We start from the raw sequence: 22597 nt of genomic DNA, 5'->3' as shown, positions 1-22597 counted from the left end.
CGGCTTTCGCGGCGGGGCTCAGTCGTCCTTGCCTTCTCCGGGCGGCTCCAGCCCCTTCAGCGCGTCGGCGAGGCGCATCTTCGCCGAGCCCGGCCGCAGCGGCTTCTGCTGGCTTTCATGCGGTGCCCAGCCCGACAGCCAGACGATGTCGAAGGTCGCCGGGATGCGCCCGTCCGCCATGGCGAAGCGCTCGGCATAGATGGCGGCGGCGCGCATCAGGGTCGCCCGCCGCAAGGGCGTGCGACGCCGCTCGGCGAGCGTGTTGGTGAGGCCCATGGCCCTCAGGTCGCGCATCAGCGCGAAGGCGTTGTCGTAGCGCACGGTGAGCGTGTCGACATCCGTCACCGGCAGGGCAAGGCCGGCGCGCTGCAGGAGGGCGCCGACATCGCGCAAATCGGCGAAGGGGGCGACGCGCGGGCTGACGCCGCCCTCGACCTCCGCCTCGGCCGTGGCGAAGGCGGCGCGCAGCTCGCTCAGCGTGCCGCCGCCGAACAGGCAGCCGATGAACAGCCCGTCGTCGACGAGGCAGCGGCGGATCTGCGCGAGCGTGCCGGGCAGGTCGTTGACGCCGTGCAGCGCGAGCAGCGAGACGACGAGGTCGAAGCTCTTCGGCGCGAAGGGGATGAGCTCCTCGTCCGCCACCACCGCGGCCGCGCCGGAGGGGGCGGGGCGGGAAAGATCCAAAACCGGGGCGGCGCGCAGGACGTGCTCGACCTGGCCGCTTGCCGCGAGCGCCGAGACGGCGCCGCGGTGCGGGGTGCCGAGGTCGAGGGCGCGCGAAAAGCTGCGCTTGACGGCCGCGAGCCGTTCGGCAAGCTCGTCGCAGACCCGCGCCAGCAGGAAATCGGCATAGCCGAGACGCTCGGCGCGCGTCAGGCGCAGCCGCTGCTGCCGGCGGTCGAAGATCTGGGGGGCATTGGTCATGGCGCGTGATCCGTTGCGGCCTTATGGGCCGTTGCGCCGGCAAGGTCAAAGCTTTCCGCCGGCCGTTCGTCCATGAGCCATGTCGCCGGCTCGCCCCTCGCGGTCCGCCTGCGCCGCTCCGTTCGGCGGGCGGGGACGATGCTGGCGGACCTCCTCTATCCGCCGCGCTGCGTCGCCTGCGGGGCGGCCACGGCGGAGGCGCATGCGCTCTGTCCCCGCTGCTGGGGCGGGCTCGCCTTCATCGAGCGGCCGTTCTGCGAGCGGCTCGGCACGCCCTTCGCCGTAGACATCGGCGGCCTGCTCCTGTCGCCGGCGGCCATCGCCGACCCGCCCGTCTTCGCCCGGGCGCGGGCGGTCGCCCGGTTCGACGGCGCGGCGCGCGAGATGGTGCACCGGCTGAAATACGGCGACCGCATGGACCTTGCCGAAGCCATGGGCCGCATGATGGTGCGAGCGGGCAGCGAGGTCCTGGCCGAGGCGGAGGTTCTCCTGCCCGTGCCGCTGCACCGCACGCGGCTCTTCTCGCGACGGTTCAACCAGGCGGCGGCGCTCGCCCGCGTCGTCTCCCGCCACGCCGGCGTGCCGTGGGAGGCCGAAGTGCTGCGCCGCGTCAAGCGCACGCGGCCGCAGGCGGGCCTCACGCGACCGCAGCGGGCCGGCAACCTGCAGGGCGCCTTCGCCGTGCCGCCGGAGCGGCGCATGGCGGTGGAGGGCCGCTCGGTCGTCCTCGTCGACGACGTGCTGACCACGGGCGCCACGGCCAACGCCGCCAGCCGCGCGCTGCTGCGCGCCGGAGCGCGGCAGGTCGACGTCCTCGCCTTCGCGCGAGTTGTCGTCGGCGGGGAATGACCCCTATATGACAGGAAAGGCGCCGCGGGTCGGCGCGCGTGAAGGTAAGGCAGGAGTATGGCCCCCATCGTCATCTATACCAAGTCCTGGTGCCCCTATTGCAGCGCCGCCAAGGATCTGCTGCAGCGCAAGGGGGTGCCGTTCGAGGAGATCGAGATCACCGGCCGCAGCGAGCTGCGCGAGGAAATGATCGAGCGGGCGGACGGGCGCACCACCGTGCCGCAGATCTTCATCGGCGAGCAGCATGTCGGCGGCTGCGACGACCTCTATGCGCTCGACGCCCGCGGCGGGCTCGACCCGCTGCTCGTGGCGTGAGGCGCGCGGTCCGGACGCCGGAGTGAGCGTGAAATGATCCGCTACGACCTCGTCTGCGACAAGGACCATGCCTTCGACAGCTGGTTCCCCGACAGCGCCGCCTACGAGAAGCTCCTGGCCGGCGGGCTCGTCACGTGCCCGCACTGCGGCTCCGCCAAGGTGGCGAAGGCCATCATGGCGCCGGCGGTGAAGCGCACCGACAAGGGCGGTCCGCCACGGCTGCCTGTGCCGGCGGCTGCCCCTGCCGCCCCCGCGCCCGTCGCACTTCTGTCGGAGAAGGAGCAGCAGATGCGCGCGGTCCTGCGCGCGGTGCGCCGTCACGTCCTGGAGAACGCCGAGAACGTCGGCGAGCGCTTCCCGGACGAAGCCCGGCGCATGCATGCGGGCGAGACGGAGGAGCGCGCCATCTACGGCGACGCCTCGCTCGAGGAGGTGCATGCCCTCCACGAGGAGGGCATCGAGGTGCTGCCGCTGCCGCGCCTGCCCGAAGAAGGCAACTGATCCGCCCCCGTGAACGGCTTTGACGCCGGTACCGGCCGGCGTCAATCTGATCGGCACGAACAATGGAGCTTCCGGCCATGGCCGATCCCGCCTGGCGCGCCGTGCGCGGCCGCGTCCTCACCTTCCTTGCGCCGCCGCTCGGGGCGGGGGACGGGGCGAGCTATCGCTATCTCGCCGATGGCCTGGTGCTGGCGCGGGACGGCCGCATCGCAGCCGTCGGCGAGGCGAGCCCGCTTCTCGCGACGCTGCCGGCCGATACGCCGGTCGATCATTACCCGGACGGGCTCGTCCTGCCCGGGTTCATCGATCCGCACATCCATTTCCCGCAGACGCAGGTCATCGCCTCCTACGGCGCGCAGCTGCTCGAATGGCTCGAGAAATATACCTTCGTCGAGGAGCAGCGTTTCGCCGACGCCGCGCATGCGGCCGAGCAGGCGGTGTTCTTCTTCGACGAGCTCGCCCGCAACGGCACGACGACGGCGCTCGCCTTCTGCTCGGTGCATCCCCTCTCGGCGGATGCCTTTTTCACCGAGGCCGAACGGCGCGGCATGGGCATGCTCGGCGGCAAGGTGATGATGGACCGCAACGCGCCGCCGGCGCTCACGGATACGGCCCAGAGCGGCTATGACGAGACGAAGGCGCTGATCGAGCGCTGGCACGGGCGCGGGCGCCAGCGCGTCGCCATCACGCCGCGCTTCGCCGTCACCTCGACGCCGGAGCAGCTCGCGGCGGCCGGCACGCTGAAGCGCGAGCATCCCGATCTTCTCGTGCAGACGCATCTGTCGGAGAACCACGCCGAGATCGAGACGGTGCGCCGGCTCTTTCCCGAGGCCACCGGCTATCTCGACGTCTACGATCGTTTCGGTCTCACCGGCGAGCGCAGCCTCTTCGGCCATTGCATCCACCTCACCGAGGCCGAGCGGCGGCGCATGGCCGAGACGGGCTCGGTCGCCGTCTTCTGCCCGACGTCCAACCTCTTCATCGGCAGCGGCCTCTTCGGGATGGGGCAGGCGCGCGAGGCGCCGGCCATGCGGGTCGCGGTGGCGACCGATGTCGGCGGCGGCACGAGCTTCTCCATGCTGCGCACCCTCGCCGAGGGCTACAAGGTGCAGCAGCTCCTCGGCCACAACTGGAGCGCGCTGGAGGCCTTCCACCTCGCGACCGCCGGCAATGCGGCGGCACTCGGCCTCGCCGGCGAGATCGGCACGCTGGAGCCGGGGGCCTTCGCCGACCTGGTGGTGCTCGATGCGCGCGCGACGCCGGTGATGGCGAACCGCATGGCCCGGATCGACGGCGACCTCGAGGAGGAGCTGTTCGTGCTCATGACGCTGGGCGACGACCGGGCCGTCCGCGCCACTTATGCAGCCGGCCGGCTCATCCACGCCGCGTCCTGATCAGGCCTTGCGGCTGGAGAGCCTCGCGATGGCCTCGGCCGTCTCGGCGGCCAGCTGGGCCATGAGCTCCGCCGCGCCCTGGCGGCGGGCGAGGCGCACGCCCTGGCCCGCCCAGAGCGAGAGGTATTCGGAGCGCCCGGCCTTGGCGGCGGCGGTGCGCATCGGCCGTGTCAGGGCGTTCTGCAGCGGGAAGGGGAGGATCGCGCCCCCGGCGTCGACCGTCTCCATGAAGCGGTTGGCGATGCCGCGGGCGGGCCGGCCGGAGAAGGCGCGGGTCACGCGGGTGGCGTCTTCCTTCGCCGAGAGAATGGCCTCGCGATAGGCCTCGGGGATCCCGGCCTCGGCGCAGGTCAGGAAGGCGGTTCCCATCTGCACGGCGCTGGCCCCGAGCGCCAGGGCCGCCGCGATGCCGCGCCCGTCCATGATGCCGCCGGAGGCGACGACGGGGATCGACACGGCATCCGTCACCTGCGGCACCAGCGCCATGGTGCCGATCATGGCCCGCTCGAAAGGTGCGGCGAAGGTGCCGCGATGGCCGCCGGCCTCGCTGCCCTGCGCGACGACGATATCGGCGCCGGCGGCCTCGACGGCCAGAGCCTCCTCGACGGTCGTCGCCGTCGCCGCAAAGAGCATGCCCTTCGCCTTGACGGCCGCCACCACATCCGCGCCGGGCAGGCCGAAGGTGACGCTGAAGAGGCTCGCGCCGCTTGCCAGCACCGCTTCCACCTGGGCGGCGAAGGCGTCACCGGCTGTCACCGGCATCTGCGGGGCGGGCAGCGCCAGCTCCTCGTAGAACGGAGCGACGGCGGTGAGGGCGGCACGAGCCTCGGCGGGCATCTGCGGGGCGGGCAGGGGCGCGAAGAGGTTGATGCCGAAGGGCCGCGTCGTCGCGGCGCGCACGGCGGCGGCCGCGTCGAGGATCTGCTGCGGCGACAGATAGGCGGCGCCGATCGTGCCGAGGCCGCCGGCCTCGCTCACCGCCGCCACGAGGGCCGGCGTGTCGCCGCCGCCCGCCATCGGGGCCTGGATGACCGGGTGCGTGAGGTCGAGGCGCTGCATGATGGCGATCCGTTCGTTCGAGACGGATGAACGATAGCGCCGGCGTCTCATCGGGAAAAATGGTTTTCGGCGATCCCTGCCATCTCCGGAAGAGATGGCAGGGACATGGCCGTCATCAGCGCTCGAAGCCGGCCAGTTCGTCCGTCGAGCCGGGCGAGGGGTCGAGCGTCGCCCAGCCCTTCTCGCTGCCGGTGGGCGGCAGCTTCGCGCGCTCAGGCCGATCGCGCAGGATATGCGCCTTGGAGACCATGAAGGCCGTCACGGGCGCCGTCAGGAAGAGGAAGAGCGTGATGAGCAACTCGTGCATCGACAGGGTGCCGCGCACCACCGCCGCATAGGCCATCGACGCGACGAGGACGGAGCCGACGCCGAGGGTCGTCGCCTTGGTGGGGCCGTGCAGGCGGCGCATCATGTCCGGCAGCTTGGCGAGCGCGAAGGACCCGACGAGCAGGAAGAAGGCGCCGACGACGATGAGGGCGGCGATGAGGAATTCAGCGACGATGGGCATCGGTCCGTCCCTTGCCGGGGTTCATTCGATCACGTTGCCGCGCAGCAGGTACTTGCAGAACGACACCGTCGTGAGAAAGCCGACCATGGCGAAGAGCAGGGCCGCCTCGAAATAGGTCGGCGCCTCGAAGAGCATGGCGATGACGACGATGAGCGCGATGGCGTTGATCACCATGGTGTCGAGGGCGAGGATGCGGTCGAGCACGTCCGGCCCCGCGACGATGCGGTAGACGTTGAACACCACCGAAAGACCGATGGCGACGAGCGCGATCTGGCAGGCGAGCGTGATCATTCGAAGATCCTCTTCAGCCGGGCCTCGTAGCGGGCCTTGATCTGGGCGACGGTTGCCGCCGGGTCGTCGACGTCGAGGCAGTGGACGAGCAGGGCCCGCCCGTCGGCGGACAGGTCGGCGCTCACCGTGCCCGGCGTCATGGTGATGGTCCCGGCGAGCGTCGTGATCGCCTCCGGCGCCGTGATGTCGAGCGGCACGGTGACGAAGGTCGAGCGCAGGCTGTCGCTGCGGCGGAAGAGGACGAGCCGCGCGACCTGCACGTTGGAGACGACAATGTCCCACAGCACGATGAGCGCGTATTCGACGATCGTGAGCGGTGCGCCGATCTTCGGCCGCTCGGGCCAGTAGACGCTGGTGATCTGCGGGATGAGCACGCCGAGGATGAGGCCGAGCACGAGGTGGCCGGCCGAGAACTCGTTGGCCAGCAGCAGCCAGACGAGCGTGATGAGCAAGGTCAGGATGGGGTGGGGGACGAGGATCTTGCGCATGGCTCAAAGTCCCGTCGCGCGGGCTGTCTTGATGCTGCCGAGCACCGCTTCGACATAGGCGCGCGTGTCGAGCGCCTGCTGCGCCGTGTCGGTAACGGCGCGGGAGACGGGCCCGGCGAAGACCGAGAGCAGGACCATGCCGGCGATGAGGGTGCCGGCGGCGACCGTCGGCAGCACCCGGCGCCTGGGCTCTTCCTCCTCTTCCTGCGGCGGCTGCGCGGCGCTCTTCCAGAAGAGCACGCTGCCGGCCCGGGAGAAGCCAACGAGCATAAGGAAGCTCGAGCCGAGGACGGTGGCCCAGATCACGCCCGCATGGGCGGTCTCGCGCGTCGCATCGAGGATGAGCAGCTTGCCGAGGAAGCCCGACAGGGGCGGCAGGCCGACCATGGCGATGGCGGCGAGGAAGAACAGCCCGCCATAGACGTAGTCGCGCGGGAAGGGGGGAGCGGCGTTCAGCCGGTCGCGCGCCCGGCCGCGCCGCACGGCGATGAGGTCGACGAGGAGGAAGAGCGCCGCGCCGGCCAGGGTGCTGTGCAGGAGATAGTAGAGGGCGGCGGCGATGCCCACCTCGTCGAAGAGGCCGAGGGCGATCAACAGCGTGCCCATCGACGCGACGACGGAAAAGCAGACGAGGTCGAGCAGCGTGCGGCTGGCGAGGACGCCGATGGCGCCAATCGCAAGGGTGACGATGGCGGCCGGGATCACCCACGGCGCCGCGACGAGCGCCAGCGGCCCGGCGTCGGCGCCGAAGACGAGGCCGTACATGCGCAGGATGGAATAGGCGCCGACCTTGGTCATGATGGCGAAGAGCGCGGCGACCGGCGCCGAAGCGGCGGCATAGGTCGTCGGCAGCCACCAGTGCAGCGGCACCAGCGCCGCCTTGATGGCGAAGACCATGAACAGGAGCAGCGCGCCCGTGCGCAGGAGCGCGACCTCACCCGCGCCGACCTGGCCGGCTTTCGCCGCAAGGTCCGCCATGTTGAGCGTGCCGGTGACCGAATAGATGAGGCCGACGGCGAAGAGGAAGAGCGTCGAGCTGATCAGGTTGATGGTGACGTACTGGAAGCCGGCCTTGAGCCGCCGCGGCCCGCCGCCGTGCAGCATGAGGCCGTAGGAAGCGATCAGCATCACTTCGAAGAAGACGAAGAGATTGAAGAAGTCGCCCGTCAGGAAGGCGCCGTTGATGCCGAGCAGCTGGAACTGGAAGAGGGCGTGGAAGTAGCGGCCGCGCCGGTCCCAGCCGTGGATGGCGTAGACGACGACGATGAAGGCGAGGCAGGCCGTCAGCAGGAGCATCGTGGCCGACAGCCGGTCGAGCACCTGCACGATGCCGAAGGGCGCCGGCCAGTTGCCGAGCAGGTAGGCGCGCGATTCCCCGTCGCCGGCCAGCTGGTAGAGGCCGAAGGTGAGGAGGACGAGCATCAGCGTCGCGGCGACGGAGACGATGCGCTGGTGGAAGATGTCGTTGCGCGCGAAGAGGATGAGGTAGGCGGCCGTCAGCGCCGGCAGAAGCGTGGGGGCGACGATCCAGTGGCTCATCGGGGCGCCTCCTCGCTCCGGGGCTCGATATTCGCGCCTTCGTTCATCTCGCGCATGGCGACATTGTCCGATCCCGTCTCGAGGAAGCTGCGCAGGGCAAGGACGACGATGAGCGCCGTCATGCCGAAGGAGATGACGATGGCGGTCAGCACCAGCGCCTGCGGCAGCGGATCCGTATAGGTGGTGGCGAGCGGATGGATGATCGGCGGCCTGTCCACCACGAGGCGCCCCATGGAGAAGAGGAAGAGGTTCACCGCATAGGAGAGGAGGGCGAGCCCGATGATGACAGGGAAGGTGCGCGCCCTCAGCGTCATGTAGACGCCCGCCGCCGTGAGCGTGCCGATGGCGCTGGCGAGGAGGAATTCCATGCTCATTCGCCCGCTCCTTCAGTTGCGGCGCGGACCGGCAGGGGCGCCTCCTCCGGCTTCAGCTTGATGTCCATGGGGCCCTCCGGCACCGGCTCGCGCTCGGCCCGCTGCTCGACGCGGGAGATCTGCGCGAGCGAGAGCATCACGGCGCCGACGACGGTGAGGAAGACGCCGGTGTCGAAGCCCATGGCGGAGGCGAGCTCGAACTCGCCGACGATGGGCAGGTGCACGTAGCCGAAGGTGCTCGTGAGGAACGGCTTGCCGAACAGCCAGGCGCCCATGCCGGTGAGGCCGGCGATGACGACGCCGGCGCCGATCATGACCTGGGCGTCGACGCGGGCGCGGCCGGCCGCGAAGGTATAGCCGCTGGCGATGTACTGCATGATGAAGGCAATGGCGACGATGAGGCCGGCGATGAAGCCGCCGCCGGGCTGGTTGTGGCCGCGCAGGAAGATGTAGGCGGCGACCGTGAGGGCGAGCGGCAGCAGCACGCGCGTGGCGACGACGAGGATGAGCGGATGCGCGTCCTTGCCCTCCTCGCCCGCGAACGCCTGGCGCATGGCGTCGAGCCGGCGGGCCGCCGCCCCGCGCAGCGCGTTGTCGAGCAGGGCGAAGATCGTCAGCGCGGCGATGCCGAGCACGATGATCTCGCCGAAGGTGTCGAAGCCGCGGAAGTCGACCAGCGTCACGTTGACGACGTTGGTGCCGCCGCCGCCGGGCTTGGACTGGGCGATGTGGTAATCCGAGATGGTGGTGAAGTCCCGCGTCATCACCGCATAGGCGATGCCGGCGATGCCGAGGCCGGCGACGAGGGCGATCGCCCCGTCGCGCAGGTGCACGCCGATGCCCTTCTCGAGCACCGTCTCCTTCGGCAGGAGGTTGAGGGCGAGCAGCAGCAGGATCGTCGTCACCACCTCGACCGAGATCTGCGTCAGGGCGAGGTCGGGCGCCGAGAACTGCAGGAAGGCGAGCGAGACGATGAGGCCGACGACGCTGGTGAGGACGAGCGTCAGCAGCCGGTCGGCGTGGCGCAGGACGATGGCGAGCGCGGCCCCGAGGAGGACGAACCAGGCGATGACGGCCGGCAGGTTGACCGCCATGGGCGCCCGCTCGCCGCCGCCATGGGGCGCGTCGAAGAAGGCGACGAGGCCGACGACGACCACGGCGACGATGGTGGCCCCCGCATAGGCCTGTAGCGAACCCGTATGCGAAGCGTCGATGAAGCGGCGCGAGACGAGGACGAGGGCGCCGATCGTCCTGTCGAACAGGCGCTTGGCCTCCGGCCGCGGCAGCGACAGGCGCAGCCGGTTGGCGGGATCGAAGGCCGCGAAGAGCGCGGCGCCGCCGGCGATCGCGACGAGACTCATGAAGAGCGCGGGCGTCAGGCCGTGCCACAGGGCGAGGTGGAACTCCGGCAGCGGCCCGCCGACGATCGCCGTCGCCGTGCGGACGACGATGGGCTCGGCGAGGACCGGCAGGAGGCCGATGGCGACGACCGGGACGACGAGGACGGCGACCGGCAGCCACATGCCGAAGGGCGGATCGTGCGGATGGTGCGGATAGTCGTGCCGGACGGGGCCGAGGAAGGTGCGGATGGCAAAGCGCGCCGAATAGGCGACGGAGAAGAGCGCGCCGAGCGTCGCCAGCGCGGGCACCAGCCAGGCCATGCCGGCATAGGCGGTGTGCGATGCCTCCTCCAGCATCATCTCCTTGGACAGGAAGCCGTTGAGGAGCGGGATGCCCGCCATGGAGGCGGCGGCGAGGAGGGCGAGCGTCGCGGTGATCGGCATCAGCGTCGTGAGACCGCCGAGGCGGCGGATGTCGCGGGTGTGCGCCTCGTGGTCGACGATGCCGGCGCTCATGAAGAGCGGCGCCTTGAAGGTGGCGTGGTTGAGGATGTGGAAGGCGCAGGCAATCGCCGCCATGGGCGTGCCGAAGCCGAGCAACATCACCATGAGGCCGAGGTGGCTGACGGTGGAGAAGGCGAGCAGCGCCTTGAGATCGTCCTTGAAGATGGCGATCCAGGCCCCGACGAGCATGGTGACGAGGCCCGCCGAGGTGACGATGAGGAACCACATGTCGGTGCCGGCGAGCGCCGGCCACAGCCGCGCCAGCAGGAAGACGCCCGCCTTCACCATGGTGGCCGAGTGCAGGTAGGCCGACACCGGCGTCGGCGCCGCCATGGCGTGCGGCAGCCAGAAATGGAAGGGAAACTGCGCCGACTTCGTGAAGGCGCCGAGGAGAATGAGCACCAGCGCCGGGCCGTAGAGCGGCGAGGCCTTGATGATGTCGCCGCGCGCGAGGATCTCGGTGAGCTCGTAGCTGCCGGCGATATGGCCGAGGATGAGCATGCCAGCGATGAGGCAGAGCCCGCCGCCGCCGGTCACCGCCAGCGCCATGCGGGCGCCCTGGCGCGCCTCGGGCAGATGGCGCCAATAGCCGATGAGCAGGAAGGACGAGAGCGAGGTGAGCTCCCAGAACACCAGCATCATCAGGACGTTGTTCGACAGGGCGATGCCGATCATGGCGCCCTGGAACAGCAGGAGATAGGTGTAGAACACCCCCATCGGATCCCTGCGGTCGAGATAGAAGCGGGCGTAGAGGATGATGAGCAGGCCGATGCCGAGGATGAGCGCGGCGAAGAAGAAGCCGAGCCCGTCGACGAAGAACGAGAAGCGCAGGCCGATCGGCGCGAGCCATTCGACGTCCCAGGACGGCACTTCGCCCCGGTAGACGGCGGGCGCCTCGGTGAGGAGCAGCACGAGCGCCGCGAGCGTGAAGGCTCCCGCGAGGCTGGCGCACGCATTACGGCCGGATCGGATGGAGAAGACGGGGAAGACGGCTCCGAGAAACGGTAGCAGGGTGATGAGCGCCAGTTTCATGCGAGTGCGTCGTTCCCACCTTCGATTGACCGCATCTGAACACCCGCCCCGGCGCGCTGGCACGCCGGGCACGGCCGTTCACAACGTCGTGAGCCCCCCTCGGGCTCGGCATGCGGGCAGGATGCCCGCCGCCGAAAGGGCGCCGGCAACGTCGTTTCCGACGGGGCGCCCGTCTCGTCAGGCCCGGCCGTCATCCAGCCGAAAGCCCGAAGGGCAGCGGAAAGATGCCGACGGGGGGATGTGCCATCCCAGTTGCGCGCGGGTCAAGACTTTCAGGTGTCGCGCCGGTCGATTTGTGCGGCGCAGCAACGGCTTCAGGGCAGCCGCCGCTCCTCGAAGAAATCGGCGATGCCGGCGTTCGTCACGCTGTCGGCGGCCTCGATCGCCTCCTTGACGCGGTTGCGGTAGCCCATCATGGCGCTGAGCAGCTGGGCCGCATCGTGGGAGAGGCCGAAGCGCAACCAGCTCTCGATGGTGCTTTCCGGCAGGCCGGTGCGGTCGCAGAACTCGCGCATGGATGAGAAGCCGAGGCCGGCCACGGTCGCGCGGAACTCATCCGGGCTCATGCGCTGCTTGAGCGCATGGGTGTGAACCCGCTCCATCACGTGGCCGAAGTCGTCGAGGGCTGTTTTCAGCGATCGCTTGGCGAGGTCAGGCAGGCGTGGCGCCATCGTCGTGCCTCCGTCGGAGACGCTCCCGTGGAGCGGGCATCATGCGCCACAGTGGCGGCGGCGCAAACTCCCACCTTCCACATCCTTCCGCCTCCGCAGCCGCCGTAAGCAGCTTTGCGTGATATGTCAGCCTCTTGGCCGAGTTTGCCAGTCGCTGTCGAGTCGAATTTGCCGACAGTGCGCATACCATCAGGGTGGCGCCGGCCGCAACGGCAGGGCCGGCACGCCGCGGGCGCCCAGCGCCCGCCCGGTGGGGAAGGAAGAGCTGCGGTGATCGGCGCCCCGGGTTGGGGTGCCAGGCTCCGCATCATCCGTCCGGTTGGTCGAGGTGAACAGCGGCGGGAAGGTTTTCCCCGCATGCCCACGCCTTTGTTTTCTTCATTCGTTGCGTCGTTCGTTCATTACAGTGGAATTTTCAGATGCAGCAGATTGTTTCCAGGCTGGCACACGGCGTTCGTCAACAAGCGGACAGGGCCGGGATTATCTCGGATCTGGACAGCATCGTCTTCGCCTGTGCGACAAAGATCATCGCGGCATGCCGCTATCTGGTGCAGGTCTTCCGCGTTCTATCCTTTCGGGCCCGGCAATACGGGGCGCAGTGGGTCTATCTCCTCGCCAGACGGACGCTGATCGGCGCCGGCGGCTATATCGCCTTCCTATCGATCAATCTCCTGCACCATGTCCCGGTCGTCGGACACGGCATCGCGATCACGCTCAGCGGGCTCGTCCTGGAGAAGTACGGCCGCTGGCTCTGCAGCGTCCATTTCCATCGGGCGCCCGACCAGGCCGGGCGGCTCTCCGGAATGCGGGACCTGCTGCGCGGCAACCTGACCGTCGTGCCGATCCAGTTCTTCGATCCGGCCTATTACCAGCGGCATTTCCCGGGACGCTCCCTCATCACGACGGAAGCGCTGCTGCATTTCCTGCTCGTGGGCCGCTGGCGGCGCAAGAGCCCGACGCCGTGGTTCTCGTATCCCGTCTATCTCAAGAAGAATCCGGATATCGCGGGCTGGGGCGGCGAGCCCTTCCGGCATTTCGTCACCTTCGGGATCGCCGAAGGTCGCTGCGCCAGCGACATGTTCAACCCCGGCGGCTATCTCGCCGCCAATCCGGACGTGGCGGCCGGCGGCATGCCGGCGCTCGAGCATTTCGTGCGCTATGGCCAGGTGGAGCGCAGGCGCGGCGTGCCGCTGCCGCCGAAGCCCGAAAATCCCGTCTTCGCGGGTGAGGATCACGATGCCGATCACTACCTGCGCAAGATCCTCGCCCTGCCGCGTCCGGGGACGATGCAGCACCTCTTCGGCTGGGCCTCCCGTGCCGCCGTCGACGTCATCATTCCCGTCTACCGCGGCAAGTGCGAGACCATCACCTGTCTCTACCGCGTGCTCTCGGCCCAGAACGAGACGGCCTCCTGCGTCGTCGTCGTCGACGACTGCTCGCCGGAAGAGGACCTGTCGGACGTCCTCAGGCTCCTCGCCAAGAAGGGCTACATCCGGCTGATCCGGAACCATGAGAACGAAGGGTTCGTCAGGTCCGTCAACAAGGCGATGCAGCTTCACCCCGTCCGTGACGTCATCCTGCTGAATTCCGACACGGAAGTGTTCGGCGACTGGATCGACCGCTTGCGGAAGGCCGCGCATGCCGACGCGCGCTTCGGCACGGTGACGCCCCTGACCAACAACGGGACGGTCTGCTCCTATCCCTTCTTCAACGAGGACAACGACCGGCTGCTGGAGGTGCCTTACGCGGAGATCGACCGCATCGCCGCCTCGGTGAATGCGGGAGAGGCCATCGAGCTGCCGACCGCCGTCGGCTTCTGCATGTACATCAAGAGAGGGCTCATCGACAGGATCGGCTATTTCGATGCCGAGGCATTCGGGACCGGCTACGGCGAGGAGAACGACTTCTCGCTGCGCGCGATCGATGCCGGCTGGAAGAACATCGCGGCCCCGAATGTCTTCGTCCGGCACCTCGGTGCGACCTCCTTCCGGGAGGAGCGCCGCGAGCGGATCGAGCACGCCATGCGGGTCATCGGCGAGCGGCATCCGCACTACCAGGCCCAGGTGCAGGCCTTCCTCCAGGCGGATCCGCTGCGCCACGCGCGCGAACAGATCGACCGGGAGCGCCTGCGGCGCTCATGTCGGGCCAGAAACGTGCTCGTCGTCAGCCATATCCGTGGCGGCGGCACGGAGCAGCACGTGCGCGAGGAGATGCGGCGCCTGGAGGCGGCGGGGTACGGCGTCTTCCGTGCCGTCGCCGACCCGAGGTTCCACGACCGCTTCGACATCGTGGGTGCGCGTGTGGCGACGATGCCGATGCTCTCGGGGATCCACACCGGCCTCGACCTGCAGCTGCTCCAGCGCCTGGCGGACGACCTCGCGATCACGGAGGTCCACGTCCACCACATCATGGATTTCGGCTCCCGCCCGGCCTCGGGCGTGCTGAACCTGCTCAGGCACCTGCAGCGGCCATGGCGGGTGGTCGTGCACGACTATTTCGGCATCTGCCCGCGCATCAACCTCATCGACGCCAAGGGCGTCTATTGCGGGGAGCCCGACAGTCCCGCCTGCCAGGCCTGCCTGCAGGCCAACCCGACGGAGTTCGGCGTGCCGGACATCGGCGCGTGGCGGGCGGACTATCACGAGCTGCTCGCCGGCGCGAAAGCCGTGGTCGTGCCCGACGAGGACGTCGCGAGACGGCTGAAGGGCTATTTCCCCGACATCGGCTTCCAGATCCGGCCGCACGACAACGTCATGCCGACGCCCCTGCTCAAGCGGCCGCGCCCCGGCTCCCGCATCCTGCGCGTCGGCGTGCTCGGCGCCATCTCCGCCATCAAGGGCTTCGAGAAGCTCCTCGACTGCGCGACCGATGCCCGGCTGCGCGGCCTGCCCGTCGAGTTCATCGTCATCGGCTATACCGAGAACGACGGCAAGGCGGCGCAGGCGGGGATCACCGTGACCGGACCCTATGACAATGCCGCCGTTCTCGAGACCATCGACGCCCTCGATATCGACGTCATCTTCCTGCCCTCCGTGTGGCCGGAGACCTATTCCTACACCCTCTCGCTGGCGCTGAGGGCGGCGCGGCCGATCGTCTTGTTCGACGTGGGGGCCGCCGCCCGGCGGATTCGTGGGTTGCACGGCCACAAGCTCGTTCCGCTCCAGTACAACGGCTGGAGGATCAACAACACGATCCTCGAGCTTCTGCCGTAGCGCGGTTCCGATCAGGGGGGACCTGGCCAGAGCGGGGAGCCTCGGCCGGGCGAGACCGGTCACGACAGGTGGTTGGGCGTTCGGGCGCGAGCTGCTATCCTGTCGGCCTCACCGGGTGAGACGAGGTGCGCTGTGGATGGCATGAAGCTGAGCGGCGGGGTGCGGGCATCGGACGAGGCCACGCTGACGAGCGGGCAGCGGCGGTTGCTTCTTGCCGGCTCGGCGGGCTTCGGCGTCGCACTCCTGGCGGCAGGGCTCTTCTTCTGGAGCCATTCGTCGCAGGCCGTCTTCGCCGACTGGCTGCTCACCGCGATCGCCGGCTGCTTCTGACCGGCCGGACGGCCATATCGGCCGGATCCGTGCGGCGCCTTGCCGTTTCGGAGGTTCGGGCGAGGCCGTGTTCCGTCTTGTTCCAGCGGAACGGGCTGCGGATGAGCTCGATCACGCCCAGCCAGGCGGCGAAGGAGATCAGCACGAAATAGAGCGGCATCAGCGCGACATAGGGCGCGAGCCGCTGCAGATTGCGGCGGCGCAGGCCGATGAGGGCGGGCACGACCATGGCAAGGCTGCCGGCGGCGAAGAGGGTGAGGCCGAGGGCGGCGAAGACGCGGCGCATCGGCGCATCGGCGGTGAACAGGCTGCCGTCGGCGAGCATCAGCACCGATGTGACGAGGAAGATGGGAAAGAACAGCGCGGTCAGCACCGTGCCGGCCACCGTCGCGACGGCGCCCAGGGTGCCGGCGGGGCCCAGTTGCCGCAGCGCGGTTACCGGCTCGCGCGTATGCGTGACGCAGACCTGGAGCCATCCCTTCATCCATCGCGTGCGCTGGGCGAGCCAGGCCCGCAGGCGCGCCGGCGCCTCCTCCCGCGTCGTCGACGGCAGGTCCTCGACCGCGTAGCCGAGGCGCGCCAGCCTGAGGCCGAGGTCGGCATCCTCGGTGACGTTCCAGGCGTCCCAGGCATGGACGCTGCGCAGCGCCGCCGTCCGGAAATGATTGGACGTGCCGCCGAGCGGCACCGGGAAGCCGAAGGCGGCAAGGCCCGGATTGATGACGTCGAACAGCACGGCATATTCGATGGCGAACAGGCGCGTCAGCAGGCCGTCGTCGACATTGTCGATGGCGAGGTGGGCCTGCAGGCAGGCGACATGCGCAGGCGCGGCCGCAAGATGCCCGGCCGCCAGGCGCAGCTGCTGCGGCTCCGGTACGTCCTCGGCATCGTAGACGACCGTATATTCGCCGCGCGCCAGCTGCAGCGCCAGGTTGAGCGCGCGGGGCTTGGTGCGCGGCAGGCCCGGCGGCGCGACGACGACCTCGAACCAGGGCGGAAGCGTCCGACGGCGCAGCGCCTCGGCGGTCGTCGCGTCGTCGCTCTCGATGACAAGCTTGATGTCGAGCTTGGCCGGCGGATAGTCGAGGCCCTTAAGGGCGGCGAGGAGCTGCGGCAGGACGCGCGCCTCCCGGTGCAGGGGCACGACGACGGTATAGGTCGGCAGCGCGTGGTCCTCCGGGCCGCGCCGCGGCGGGCGCCGGGGCGGCTCCAGGCAGCAGGCGAGGCGCACCGTCACCATGGCGATGAAGACGAGGCCGCAGAGCGAGGCGAACAGGCCGAAGGCCGCAGCCGGCGCCCGGACGAGGAGGAAGCTCATGACGCCCACGGCGAGCGCGAGCAGGCCGATCTGCAGGCCGCTCATCTGGCCCCGGTAGGAGAGCGCGGCGGCCGCATCGGCAAGACCATTGGCGGCAAGATGGGCGATGTGTCGGGGAAAGGCACGCAGCACCAGTCCGGTCAGCAGACGCGGCGTCGTGAGCGCCACGCCGGCATCGTGCCAGCGGGCGTGCTGCTCCATGAACCGGCCGAGATGCCGCACGCCCGGCGCGATGGCGAAGCGCAGGCCCTGCCCGTCAGGGTGCAGCGGCACGACGCCGGCGGTCAGGCATTCGGGAAAGCGTGCGCCGGCGCCGATGCGCACGTCGCGGCGCAGGAAAGGCATGCCCAGCGTCCCGGCGACGGCGGCATAGAGCCCCTCCTCGTCGATGGCGCCAGCGGCCAGCAGCGCCTCGAACGGCGAGACCCGCCACAGGCGTGCATATCGGCGAGCCTCGGCGAGAGCCTGTCCCGACACGCCGTACTGCAGCAGAAAACCGATGCCGTCCCCGTCCGTTCCGTGGGTAAAACTTGTATAGCTTAAATAGACATCTTTATCTTCTTGATCAAAATGGCTTCGTGCTCCCCCGATGGTTTCGGGGGATAGAAATTCTGTCTTCATCTATTTTGCCCCACAACCCGTTCCACAGATTATCCACAGGCGGGGATTTGTAAATTTCTTTGTAGGAATCGCCCGAGGCAGGTCGCTGGCCGCCTGCGGCGCCCTCTTGCCGGCATTGATCCGCTGGCGCACAACTACAGGCGCCGGCCGGCCGCGGTCGGCGGGCGCTGGAGGAGACGGAGTGTTCAAGGGATCGCTGCTTCGCGTGCTCGCCCTCCTCGTCCTCCTCGGCGGACCCGTCTTCGCGGCGGAGGGGAGCGGGCCCGTCGTGCCCAATTTCTGGGACACGCGGACCCGCATCGAGAAGCCGGACCTGTCCTGGGTCCGGGTGGTCCGCGTCATGACCGACGACGAGTTCCCGCCGCTGCATTTCGCCGGCCCGGACGGCGTGCCGACGGGCTTTGCGGTCGAGCTCGCGCGGGCCGCCTGCGAGGCGCTCTCGGTTGCCTGCACGATCCAGGCCCGCCGGTTCGACACGCTGCTGCCCGCGCTCGAGGCCGGCCACGGCGATGTGGTCGCGGCCGGCATTCCGGTCACGGCGACGCTCAGGGAGGGCTTTGCGGTCACCTTTCCCTTCCACCGCATGCCGGCCCGCTTCGTCGTGCGACGCGAGAAGGCGCCGGACAGGCTCACGCCCGAGGTGCTGGCCGGTCACACGGTCGCGGTGATCGCCGACAGCGCACACGAAGCCTTCCTGAAGGCCTATTTCCCCGAGGCGGAGGCGAAGCCCTATGCCAATCTCATCGCCGCGCGCGAGGCGCTGAGGGCCGGCGAGGTCGATTACCTGTTCGGGGACGGGATGAGCCTTGCCCTGTGGCTCAACGGGCGGGTGGCCGACGACTGCTGTCGTTTCGTCGGCGGTCCCTATCTCGAGAGCCGCTATTTCGGCGAGGGCGTGGGCTTCGTGCTGCGCAAGGACGACAAGGTGCTGAGGCGCGCCTTCGACTACGCACTGCAGCGCCTGTGGGACAACGGCACCTACACCGAGCTCTATCTGCGCTATTTCCCGGTCGGCTTCTATTGACCTTTCCGGGATTTGGCGGGAAATGCCGCGTTGACGCAACCGGGCGCCCTACCTAGTGTCCGCCCGCCGCGGCCTTCCCCTGGCCGGCGTCCCCATCACTCTTGAAGAGACGAGTATCATGACGCATCCGCTCCAGCTCGATCCCGCGCTCGTCGAGGCCGCCCGCGCCTCGGCCGCCTGGCCGTTCGAGGAAGCGCGTAAACTCGTTGCGCGCCTGGAGCGGTCGGGCAAGAAAGAGGCCCTGTTCGAGACGGGCTACGGCCCCTCGGGCCTGCCGCACATCGGCACCTTCGGCGAGGTGGCGCGCACCTCCATGGTGCGCCACGCCTTCCGCGTGCTGACGGAGGATCGCATCCCGACGCGGCTCGTCGCCTTCTCCGACGACATGGACGGGCTGCGCAAGGTGCCGGACAACGTGCCGAACCGCGACATGCTCGCCGCGCATATCGGCAAGCCGCTGACGCGGGTGCCCGATCCCTTCGGCACGCACGAGAGCTTCGGCCACCACAACAACGCCCGCCTGCGCGCCTTCCTCGATGCCTTCGGCTTCGACTACACCTTCATGTCGGCGACCGAGTGCTACACCGCCGGCCGCTTCGACGACACGCTGCGTCTCGTCGTCGAGCGCTATGACGAGGTGATGGCGATCATGCTGCCGAGCCTCAGGGCGGAGCGGGCGCAGAGCTATTCGCCCTTCCTGCCCGTCCATCCGAAGACCGGCATCGTGATGCAGGTGCCGATCGAGGAGGTGAGGAAGGACAGCGCCACCATCGTCTGGCGCGATCCCGACACGGGCGAGCGCTTCGAGACGCCGGTCACGGGCGGCCATGCCAAGCTGCAGTGGAAGCCGGACTGGGCGATGCGCTGGGTGGCGCTCGGCGTCGACTACGAGATGGCGGGCAAGGATCTCATCGATTCCGTGCGCCTGTCGGGCCAGATCGCCCGCGCGCTCGGCGCCGCGCCGCCCGAGGGCTTCAACTACGAGCTCTTCCTCGACGAGAACGGCCAGAAGATCTCGAAGTCGAAGGGCAACGGCCTCACCATCGAGGAGTGGCTGCGCTACGGCACGCCCGAAAGCCTCGCCCTCTTCATGTACAACAAGCCGCGCGAGGCCAAGCGCCTGTTCTTCGACGTCATCCCGCGCCATGTCGACGATTATCTCGGCTTCCTCAACGCCTATGGCCGGCAGGAGTGGAAGCACCGGCTCGGCAACCCGGCCTGGCACATCCACGCCGGCGAGCCGCCGGCGCCGGAGACGATCGAGGCGGCCGGCGCCAACGGGCCGTCGACGCAGCTCACCTTCGGCATGCTGCTCAACCTTGCCGGCGTCGCCAATTCCGAGGATCCGGCGGTGCTGTGGGGCTTCATCCGTCGCTATGCGCCGGGCGCGTCGCCCGAGACGCATCCCCGGCTCGCCAAGCTCGTCGGCTATGCCGTCAACTACTTCCGCGACTTCGTGCGCCCAGCCAAGACGTTCCGGGCGGCGAGCGAGGCGGAGCGGGCGGCGCTGGCCGATCTCGACAACGAGCTCGCGGCGCTCGAGGGATCGAGCGACGCCGATGCCCTGCAGGCGGTCGTCTACGAGGTCGGGCGCCGGCATTTCCCCGATCTCAGCGGCAAGACGAAGAGCCCGGACGGGCGCCCGGGCGTCTCGCAGCAGTGGTTCTCGAGCGTCTACCAGGTGCTGCTCGGCGAGGAGCGCGGGCCGCGCTTCGGCTCCTTCATCGCCCTCTACGGCGTCGCGGAGACGCGGGCGCTGATCGAGAAGGCGCTGTCCGGCGCGCTCCTGGCCGAGCACGAGGCCTTCCTCGCGGCGCGTTGAGCCGGTCCAAGGTGCGGCGCGCGGTTTTCGGGTGACGACCCGGGGGCGCGACGTGCCGTGCCATGGCGCGGCCGCGCCGGCCGGGCTATGGTCCCGGCGTTCGATAGGTGGGACGATGACGGCAGCGCGCGACGAAGACACGCATTTCGGCTTCTCGAACGTGAGGCTCACGGACAAGCAGCGCCTCGTCGACGATGTCTTTCACAAGGTCGCCGGCCGCTACGACCTGATGAACGACCTCATGTCGGCCGGCCTGCACCGGGCGTGGAAGGATGCGCTCATCTCCACGCTGCGCCCGCCGCGGCACCGGCCCTTCCACCATCTCGACGTCGCCGGCGGCACCGGTGACGTCGCCTTCCGCGTGAGCGACGCCGGCGGGCCGGGCACCAAGGTCACGGTGCTCGACATCAATGGCGAGATGCTCGCCGTCGGGCGCGACCGGGCGGCGGCGCGCCATGCGCACGACATCGAGTTCGTGCAGGGCAATGCCGAGAGCCTGCCCTTTCCGGACCGCAGCTTCGACGCCTATACGATCGCCTTCGGCATCCGCAACGTGCCGCGCATCGAACTTGCCCTGAAGGAGGCGCACCGCGTGCTGAAGCGCGGCGGCCGCTTCCTGTGCCTCGAGTTCAGCCGGGTCGACGTGCCGGTGCTCGATGCGATCTACGACGCCTATTCCTTCAACGTCATCCCGACGATGGGCCGCATGGTGACGGGTGACGGCGAGCCCTACCGCTATCTCGTCGAATCGATCCGCAAGTTCCCCAACGCCCGCACCTTCGCCGGCATGATCGAGGAAGCGGGCTTCGTGCGCGTCACGGCCCGGCCGATGACGGGCGGCATCGTCGCCCTGCATTCCGGCTGGAAGATCTGAGGCGGTCGTGATCTCAGCGCTCGTCCACTGCTTCAGGCTCGCCCGCGTCGGCTTCGTGCTGGCGCGCGAAGGGGCGCTCTCCCTGACCGACGTCGCCCCGCTGCCGCCGGCGATGCGCCTCATGATCTCGCTCGGCCGCACCGTCGAGCGGCGCGGCGCGCGCGAGAGCGGTTCGCGCCTTGCGGCGGCGATGACGCGGCTCGGGCCCTCCTACGTCAAGTTCGGCCAGTTCCTGGCGACGCGGCCCGACGTCGTCGGCGTGCGCGCGGCGGCCGATCTCGAGAGCCTGCAGGACCGGCTGCCGCCCTTTCCGCGCGAGGAGGCGGTGCGCACCATCGAGGAAGCCTTCGATGTGCCGATCGACAGGCTGTTCAGCGACTTCGGCCCGGCGCTCGCCGCGGCCTCCATCGCCCAGGTGCACAAGGCGCGCATCGGCGAGGGCGAGGGAGCGCTGACGGTCGCGGTCAAGGTGCTGCGGCCGGGGGTGCGCGAGCGCTTCGCGCGTGATCTCGCCTCCATGCGCTTTGCCGCCGCCATGGCAGAGCGCCTGTTCCCGTCCATGCGGCGCCTCAGGCCCATCGAGGTGGTGGAGACGCTGGCGCGCTCGGTCGCCATGGAGATGGACCTGAGGCTCGAGGCAGCGGCGCTGTCGGAGCTCGGCGAGAACACCCGCGACGACATCGACTTCCGCGTGCCGGACGTGAAGTGGGACCTCACCGCCCGCGACGTGATGACGAGCGAGTGGGTGGACGGCACGCCGCTGTCGGACATGGCGGCGCTGGTCGCCGCCGGCCACGACCGCGTGGTGCTGGCGCGCACGGTCATCCAGTCCTTCCTGCGCCAGGCGCTGCGCGACGGCTTCTTCCATGCCGACATGCATCCCGGCAATCTCTTCGTCGATCCCGAGGGGCGGCTCGTCGCGGTCGACTGCGGCATCATGGGCCGGCTCGGCCACAAGGAGCGGCGCTTCCTTGCGGAGATCCTCCTCGGCTTCATCACGCGCAACTACCGCCGCGTGGCGGAGGTGCATTTCGAGGCGGGCTACGTGCCGCGCCACCACAGCATCGCGGATTTCGCCCAGGCCATCCGCGCCATCGGCGAGCCGATCCACGACCGGCGCGCCGACGAAATCTCGATGGCGAAGCTCCTGACGCTGCTCTTCGAGATCACGGCGCTGTTCGACATGAACACGCGCACCGAGCTCGTGATGCTGCAGAAGACCATGGTGGTGGTCGAGGGCGTGGCGCGCTCGCTCGACCCGCGCCTCGACATGTGGTCGACGGCCGACCCGGTCGTGCGCCAGTGGATCGAGCGCAACCTCGGCCCCGTCGGCCGGCTGGAGGAGGCCGGGCGCGGCGCTTTGTCGATCGCGGGCTTCGCCGGGCACCTGCCGTCGATCCTCAACCGCGGCGAGCGCATCGTCGAGCAGCTCGAGATCGCCGGCGAGCGCGGCTTCCTGCTCGCGCCGGAAAGCGTCGCCGACATCGGCCGCGCCGAGGCCCGCCGCGCCCGCTGGGGCAACCTGGCGCTGTGGGTCATCGCGGCCATCCTGGCCGCCATGTGGCTCGGCGGCTGAAAATCCGCCACTCTGCACGTTAAGGTTGATA

20 protein-coding genes are annotated in these 22597 nt (G+C 69.5%); 10 read left to right on the top strand and 10 right to left on the bottom strand.

Going from position 1 to position 22597, the window contains the following annotated elements; all coding sequences use genetic code 11:
- Window positions 1-18: 18 nt before the first annotated feature.
- Window positions 19-924 carry a class I SAM-dependent methyltransferase gene (locus AL346_RS07470; RefSeq protein ID WP_019402147.1) on the bottom strand — a complete coding sequence of 302 codons (906 nt, stop codon included), beginning with the start codon at window positions 922-924 and terminating at the stop codon, window positions 19-21.
- A gap of 72 nt (window positions 925-996) precedes the next feature.
- Here AL346_RS07470 and AL346_RS07465 point away from each other — a divergent pair, with 72 nt between their 5' ends.
- From AL346_RS07465 to guaD, 4 genes are all read left to right on the top strand, one after another.
- Window positions 997-1773: a ComF family protein gene (locus AL346_RS07465; RefSeq protein ID WP_019402146.1), complete on the top strand. Its 777-nt coding sequence runs from the start codon at window positions 997-999 to the stop codon at window positions 1771-1773.
- A 57-nt stretch (window positions 1774-1830) separates the two neighbouring features.
- Window positions 1831-2088 carry a glutaredoxin 3 gene (gene grxC / locus AL346_RS07460; protein ID WP_019402145.1) on the top strand — a complete coding sequence of 86 codons (258 nt, stop codon included), beginning with the start codon at window positions 1831-1833 and terminating at the stop codon, window positions 2086-2088.
- A gap of 33 nt (window positions 2089-2121) precedes the next feature.
- Window positions 2122-2589 carry a DUF1178 family protein gene (locus AL346_RS07455; RefSeq protein WP_019402144.1) on the top strand — a complete coding sequence of 156 codons (468 nt, stop codon included), beginning with the start codon at window positions 2122-2124 and terminating at the stop codon, window positions 2587-2589.
- Window positions 2590-2666: 77 nt separating this feature from the next.
- The gene (guaD, locus tag AL346_RS07450) at window positions 2667-3983 is read left to right on the top strand and encodes a guanine deaminase (RefSeq protein ID WP_026015127.1); all 1317 of its coding nucleotides are present in this window, start codon (window positions 2667-2669) and stop codon (window positions 3981-3983) included.
- Here guaD and AL346_RS07445 read toward each other — a convergent pair whose 3' ends face one another.
- From AL346_RS07445 to AL346_RS07410, 8 genes are all read right to left on the bottom strand, one after another.
- Window positions 3984-5042: a nitronate monooxygenase family protein gene (locus AL346_RS07445; RefSeq protein WP_040404373.1), complete on the bottom strand. Its 1059-nt coding sequence runs from the start codon at window positions 5040-5042 to the stop codon at window positions 3984-3986.
- 115 nt (window positions 5043-5157) lie between these two features.
- The gene (locus AL346_RS07440) at window positions 5158-5550 is read right to left on the bottom strand and encodes a Na+/H+ antiporter subunit G (protein ID WP_019402141.1); all 393 of its coding nucleotides are present in this window, start codon (window positions 5548-5550) and stop codon (window positions 5158-5160) included.
- Window positions 5551-5571: 21 nt separating this feature from the next.
- Window positions 5572-5841, bottom strand: a complete 270-nt coding sequence (locus tag AL346_RS07435) for a K+/H+ antiporter subunit F (RefSeq protein ID WP_019402140.1) — start codon at window positions 5839-5841, stop codon at window positions 5572-5574.
- Entirely contained in the window at window positions 5838-6329 is a 492-nt protein-coding gene (locus AL346_RS07430) for a Na+/H+ antiporter subunit E (protein ID WP_019402139.1), read from the bottom strand. The genes AL346_RS07435 and AL346_RS07430 overlap by 4 nt, the downstream gene beginning before the upstream one ends.
- Window positions 6330-6332: 3 nt before the next feature.
- On the bottom strand, window positions 6333-7868 hold the full coding sequence (locus tag AL346_RS07425) for a monovalent cation/H+ antiporter subunit D (RefSeq protein ID WP_019402138.1): 1536 nt from the start codon (window positions 7866-7868) through the stop codon (window positions 6333-6335).
- The gene (locus AL346_RS07420; RefSeq protein WP_050996604.1) at window positions 7865-8236 is read right to left on the bottom strand and encodes a Na+/H+ antiporter subunit C; all 372 of its coding nucleotides are present in this window, start codon (window positions 8234-8236) and stop codon (window positions 7865-7867) included. The genes AL346_RS07425 and AL346_RS07420 overlap by 4 nt, the downstream gene beginning before the upstream one ends.
- Before the next feature lie 2 nt (window positions 8237-8238).
- Window positions 8239-11118, bottom strand: coding sequence for a monovalent cation/H+ antiporter subunit A (locus AL346_RS07415; RefSeq protein ID WP_053193476.1), 2880 nt, complete (start codon window positions 11116-11118; stop codon window positions 8239-8241).
- A gap of 314 nt (window positions 11119-11432) precedes the next feature.
- Window positions 11433-11789, bottom strand: coding sequence for a hypothetical protein (locus AL346_RS07410; protein ID WP_019402135.1), 357 nt, complete (start codon window positions 11787-11789; stop codon window positions 11433-11435).
- A gap of 548 nt (window positions 11790-12337) precedes the next feature.
- On the opposite strand from AL346_RS07410, the gene AL346_RS07405 reads away from it, so the two are divergent.
- Both AL346_RS07405 and AL346_RS07400 read left to right on the top strand, forming a co-directional pair.
- Window positions 12338-15001 (top strand): glycosyltransferase, encoded by a 2664-nt coding sequence (locus AL346_RS07405; protein WP_210168026.1) that lies wholly within the window; start codon window positions 12338-12340, stop codon window positions 14999-15001.
- 141 nt (window positions 15002-15142) lie between these two features.
- Complete coding sequence (locus tag AL346_RS07400) at window positions 15143-15331, top strand: hypothetical protein (RefSeq protein WP_019402134.1); 189 nt, start codon at window positions 15143-15145, stop codon at window positions 15329-15331.
- Here AL346_RS07400 and AL346_RS07395 read toward each other — a convergent pair.
- Window positions 15306-17126: a glycosyltransferase family 2 protein gene (locus tag AL346_RS07395; protein WP_053193470.1), complete on the bottom strand. Its 1821-nt coding sequence runs from the start codon at window positions 17124-17126 to the stop codon at window positions 15306-15308. The genes AL346_RS07400 and AL346_RS07395 overlap by 26 nt on opposite strands.
- A gap of 325 nt (window positions 17127-17451) precedes the next feature.
- On the opposite strand from AL346_RS07395, the gene AL346_RS07390 reads away from it, so the two are divergent.
- The 4 genes from AL346_RS07390 (at window position 17452) to ubiB (ending at window position 22566) form a co-directional block, all read left to right on the top strand.
- Complete coding sequence (locus tag AL346_RS07390) at window positions 17452-18294, top strand: transporter substrate-binding domain-containing protein (RefSeq protein WP_019402132.1); 843 nt, start codon at window positions 17452-17454, stop codon at window positions 18292-18294.
- A gap of 118 nt (window positions 18295-18412) precedes the next feature.
- Window positions 18413-20116 carry a lysine--tRNA ligase gene (locus tag AL346_RS07385; RefSeq protein WP_019402131.1) on the top strand — a complete coding sequence of 568 codons (1704 nt, stop codon included), beginning with the start codon at window positions 18413-18415 and terminating at the stop codon, window positions 20114-20116.
- Window positions 20117-20231: 115 nt separating this feature from the next.
- Window positions 20232-20990 (top strand): bifunctional demethylmenaquinone methyltransferase/2-methoxy-6-polyprenyl-1,4-benzoquinol methylase UbiE, encoded by a 759-nt coding sequence (gene ubiE / locus AL346_RS07380; protein ID WP_019402130.1) that lies wholly within the window; start codon window positions 20232-20234, stop codon window positions 20988-20990.
- 7 nt (window positions 20991-20997) lie between these two features.
- Window positions 20998-22566, top strand: coding sequence for a 2-polyprenylphenol 6-hydroxylase (gene ubiB / locus AL346_RS07375; RefSeq protein ID WP_019402129.1), 1569 nt, complete (start codon window positions 20998-21000; stop codon window positions 22564-22566).
- Window positions 22567-22597: the final 31 nt, after the last annotated feature.

Origin of the sequence: Chelatococcus sp. CO-6 (assembly GCF_001271345.1) — a bacterium.
Lineage (GTDB): Bacteria > Pseudomonadota > Alphaproteobacteria > Rhizobiales > Beijerinckiaceae > Chelatococcus_A > Chelatococcus_A caeni.
The sequence above is the reverse complement of the archived record's forward strand: the minus strand, read 5'-3'. Positions and strand labels throughout refer to the sequence as shown.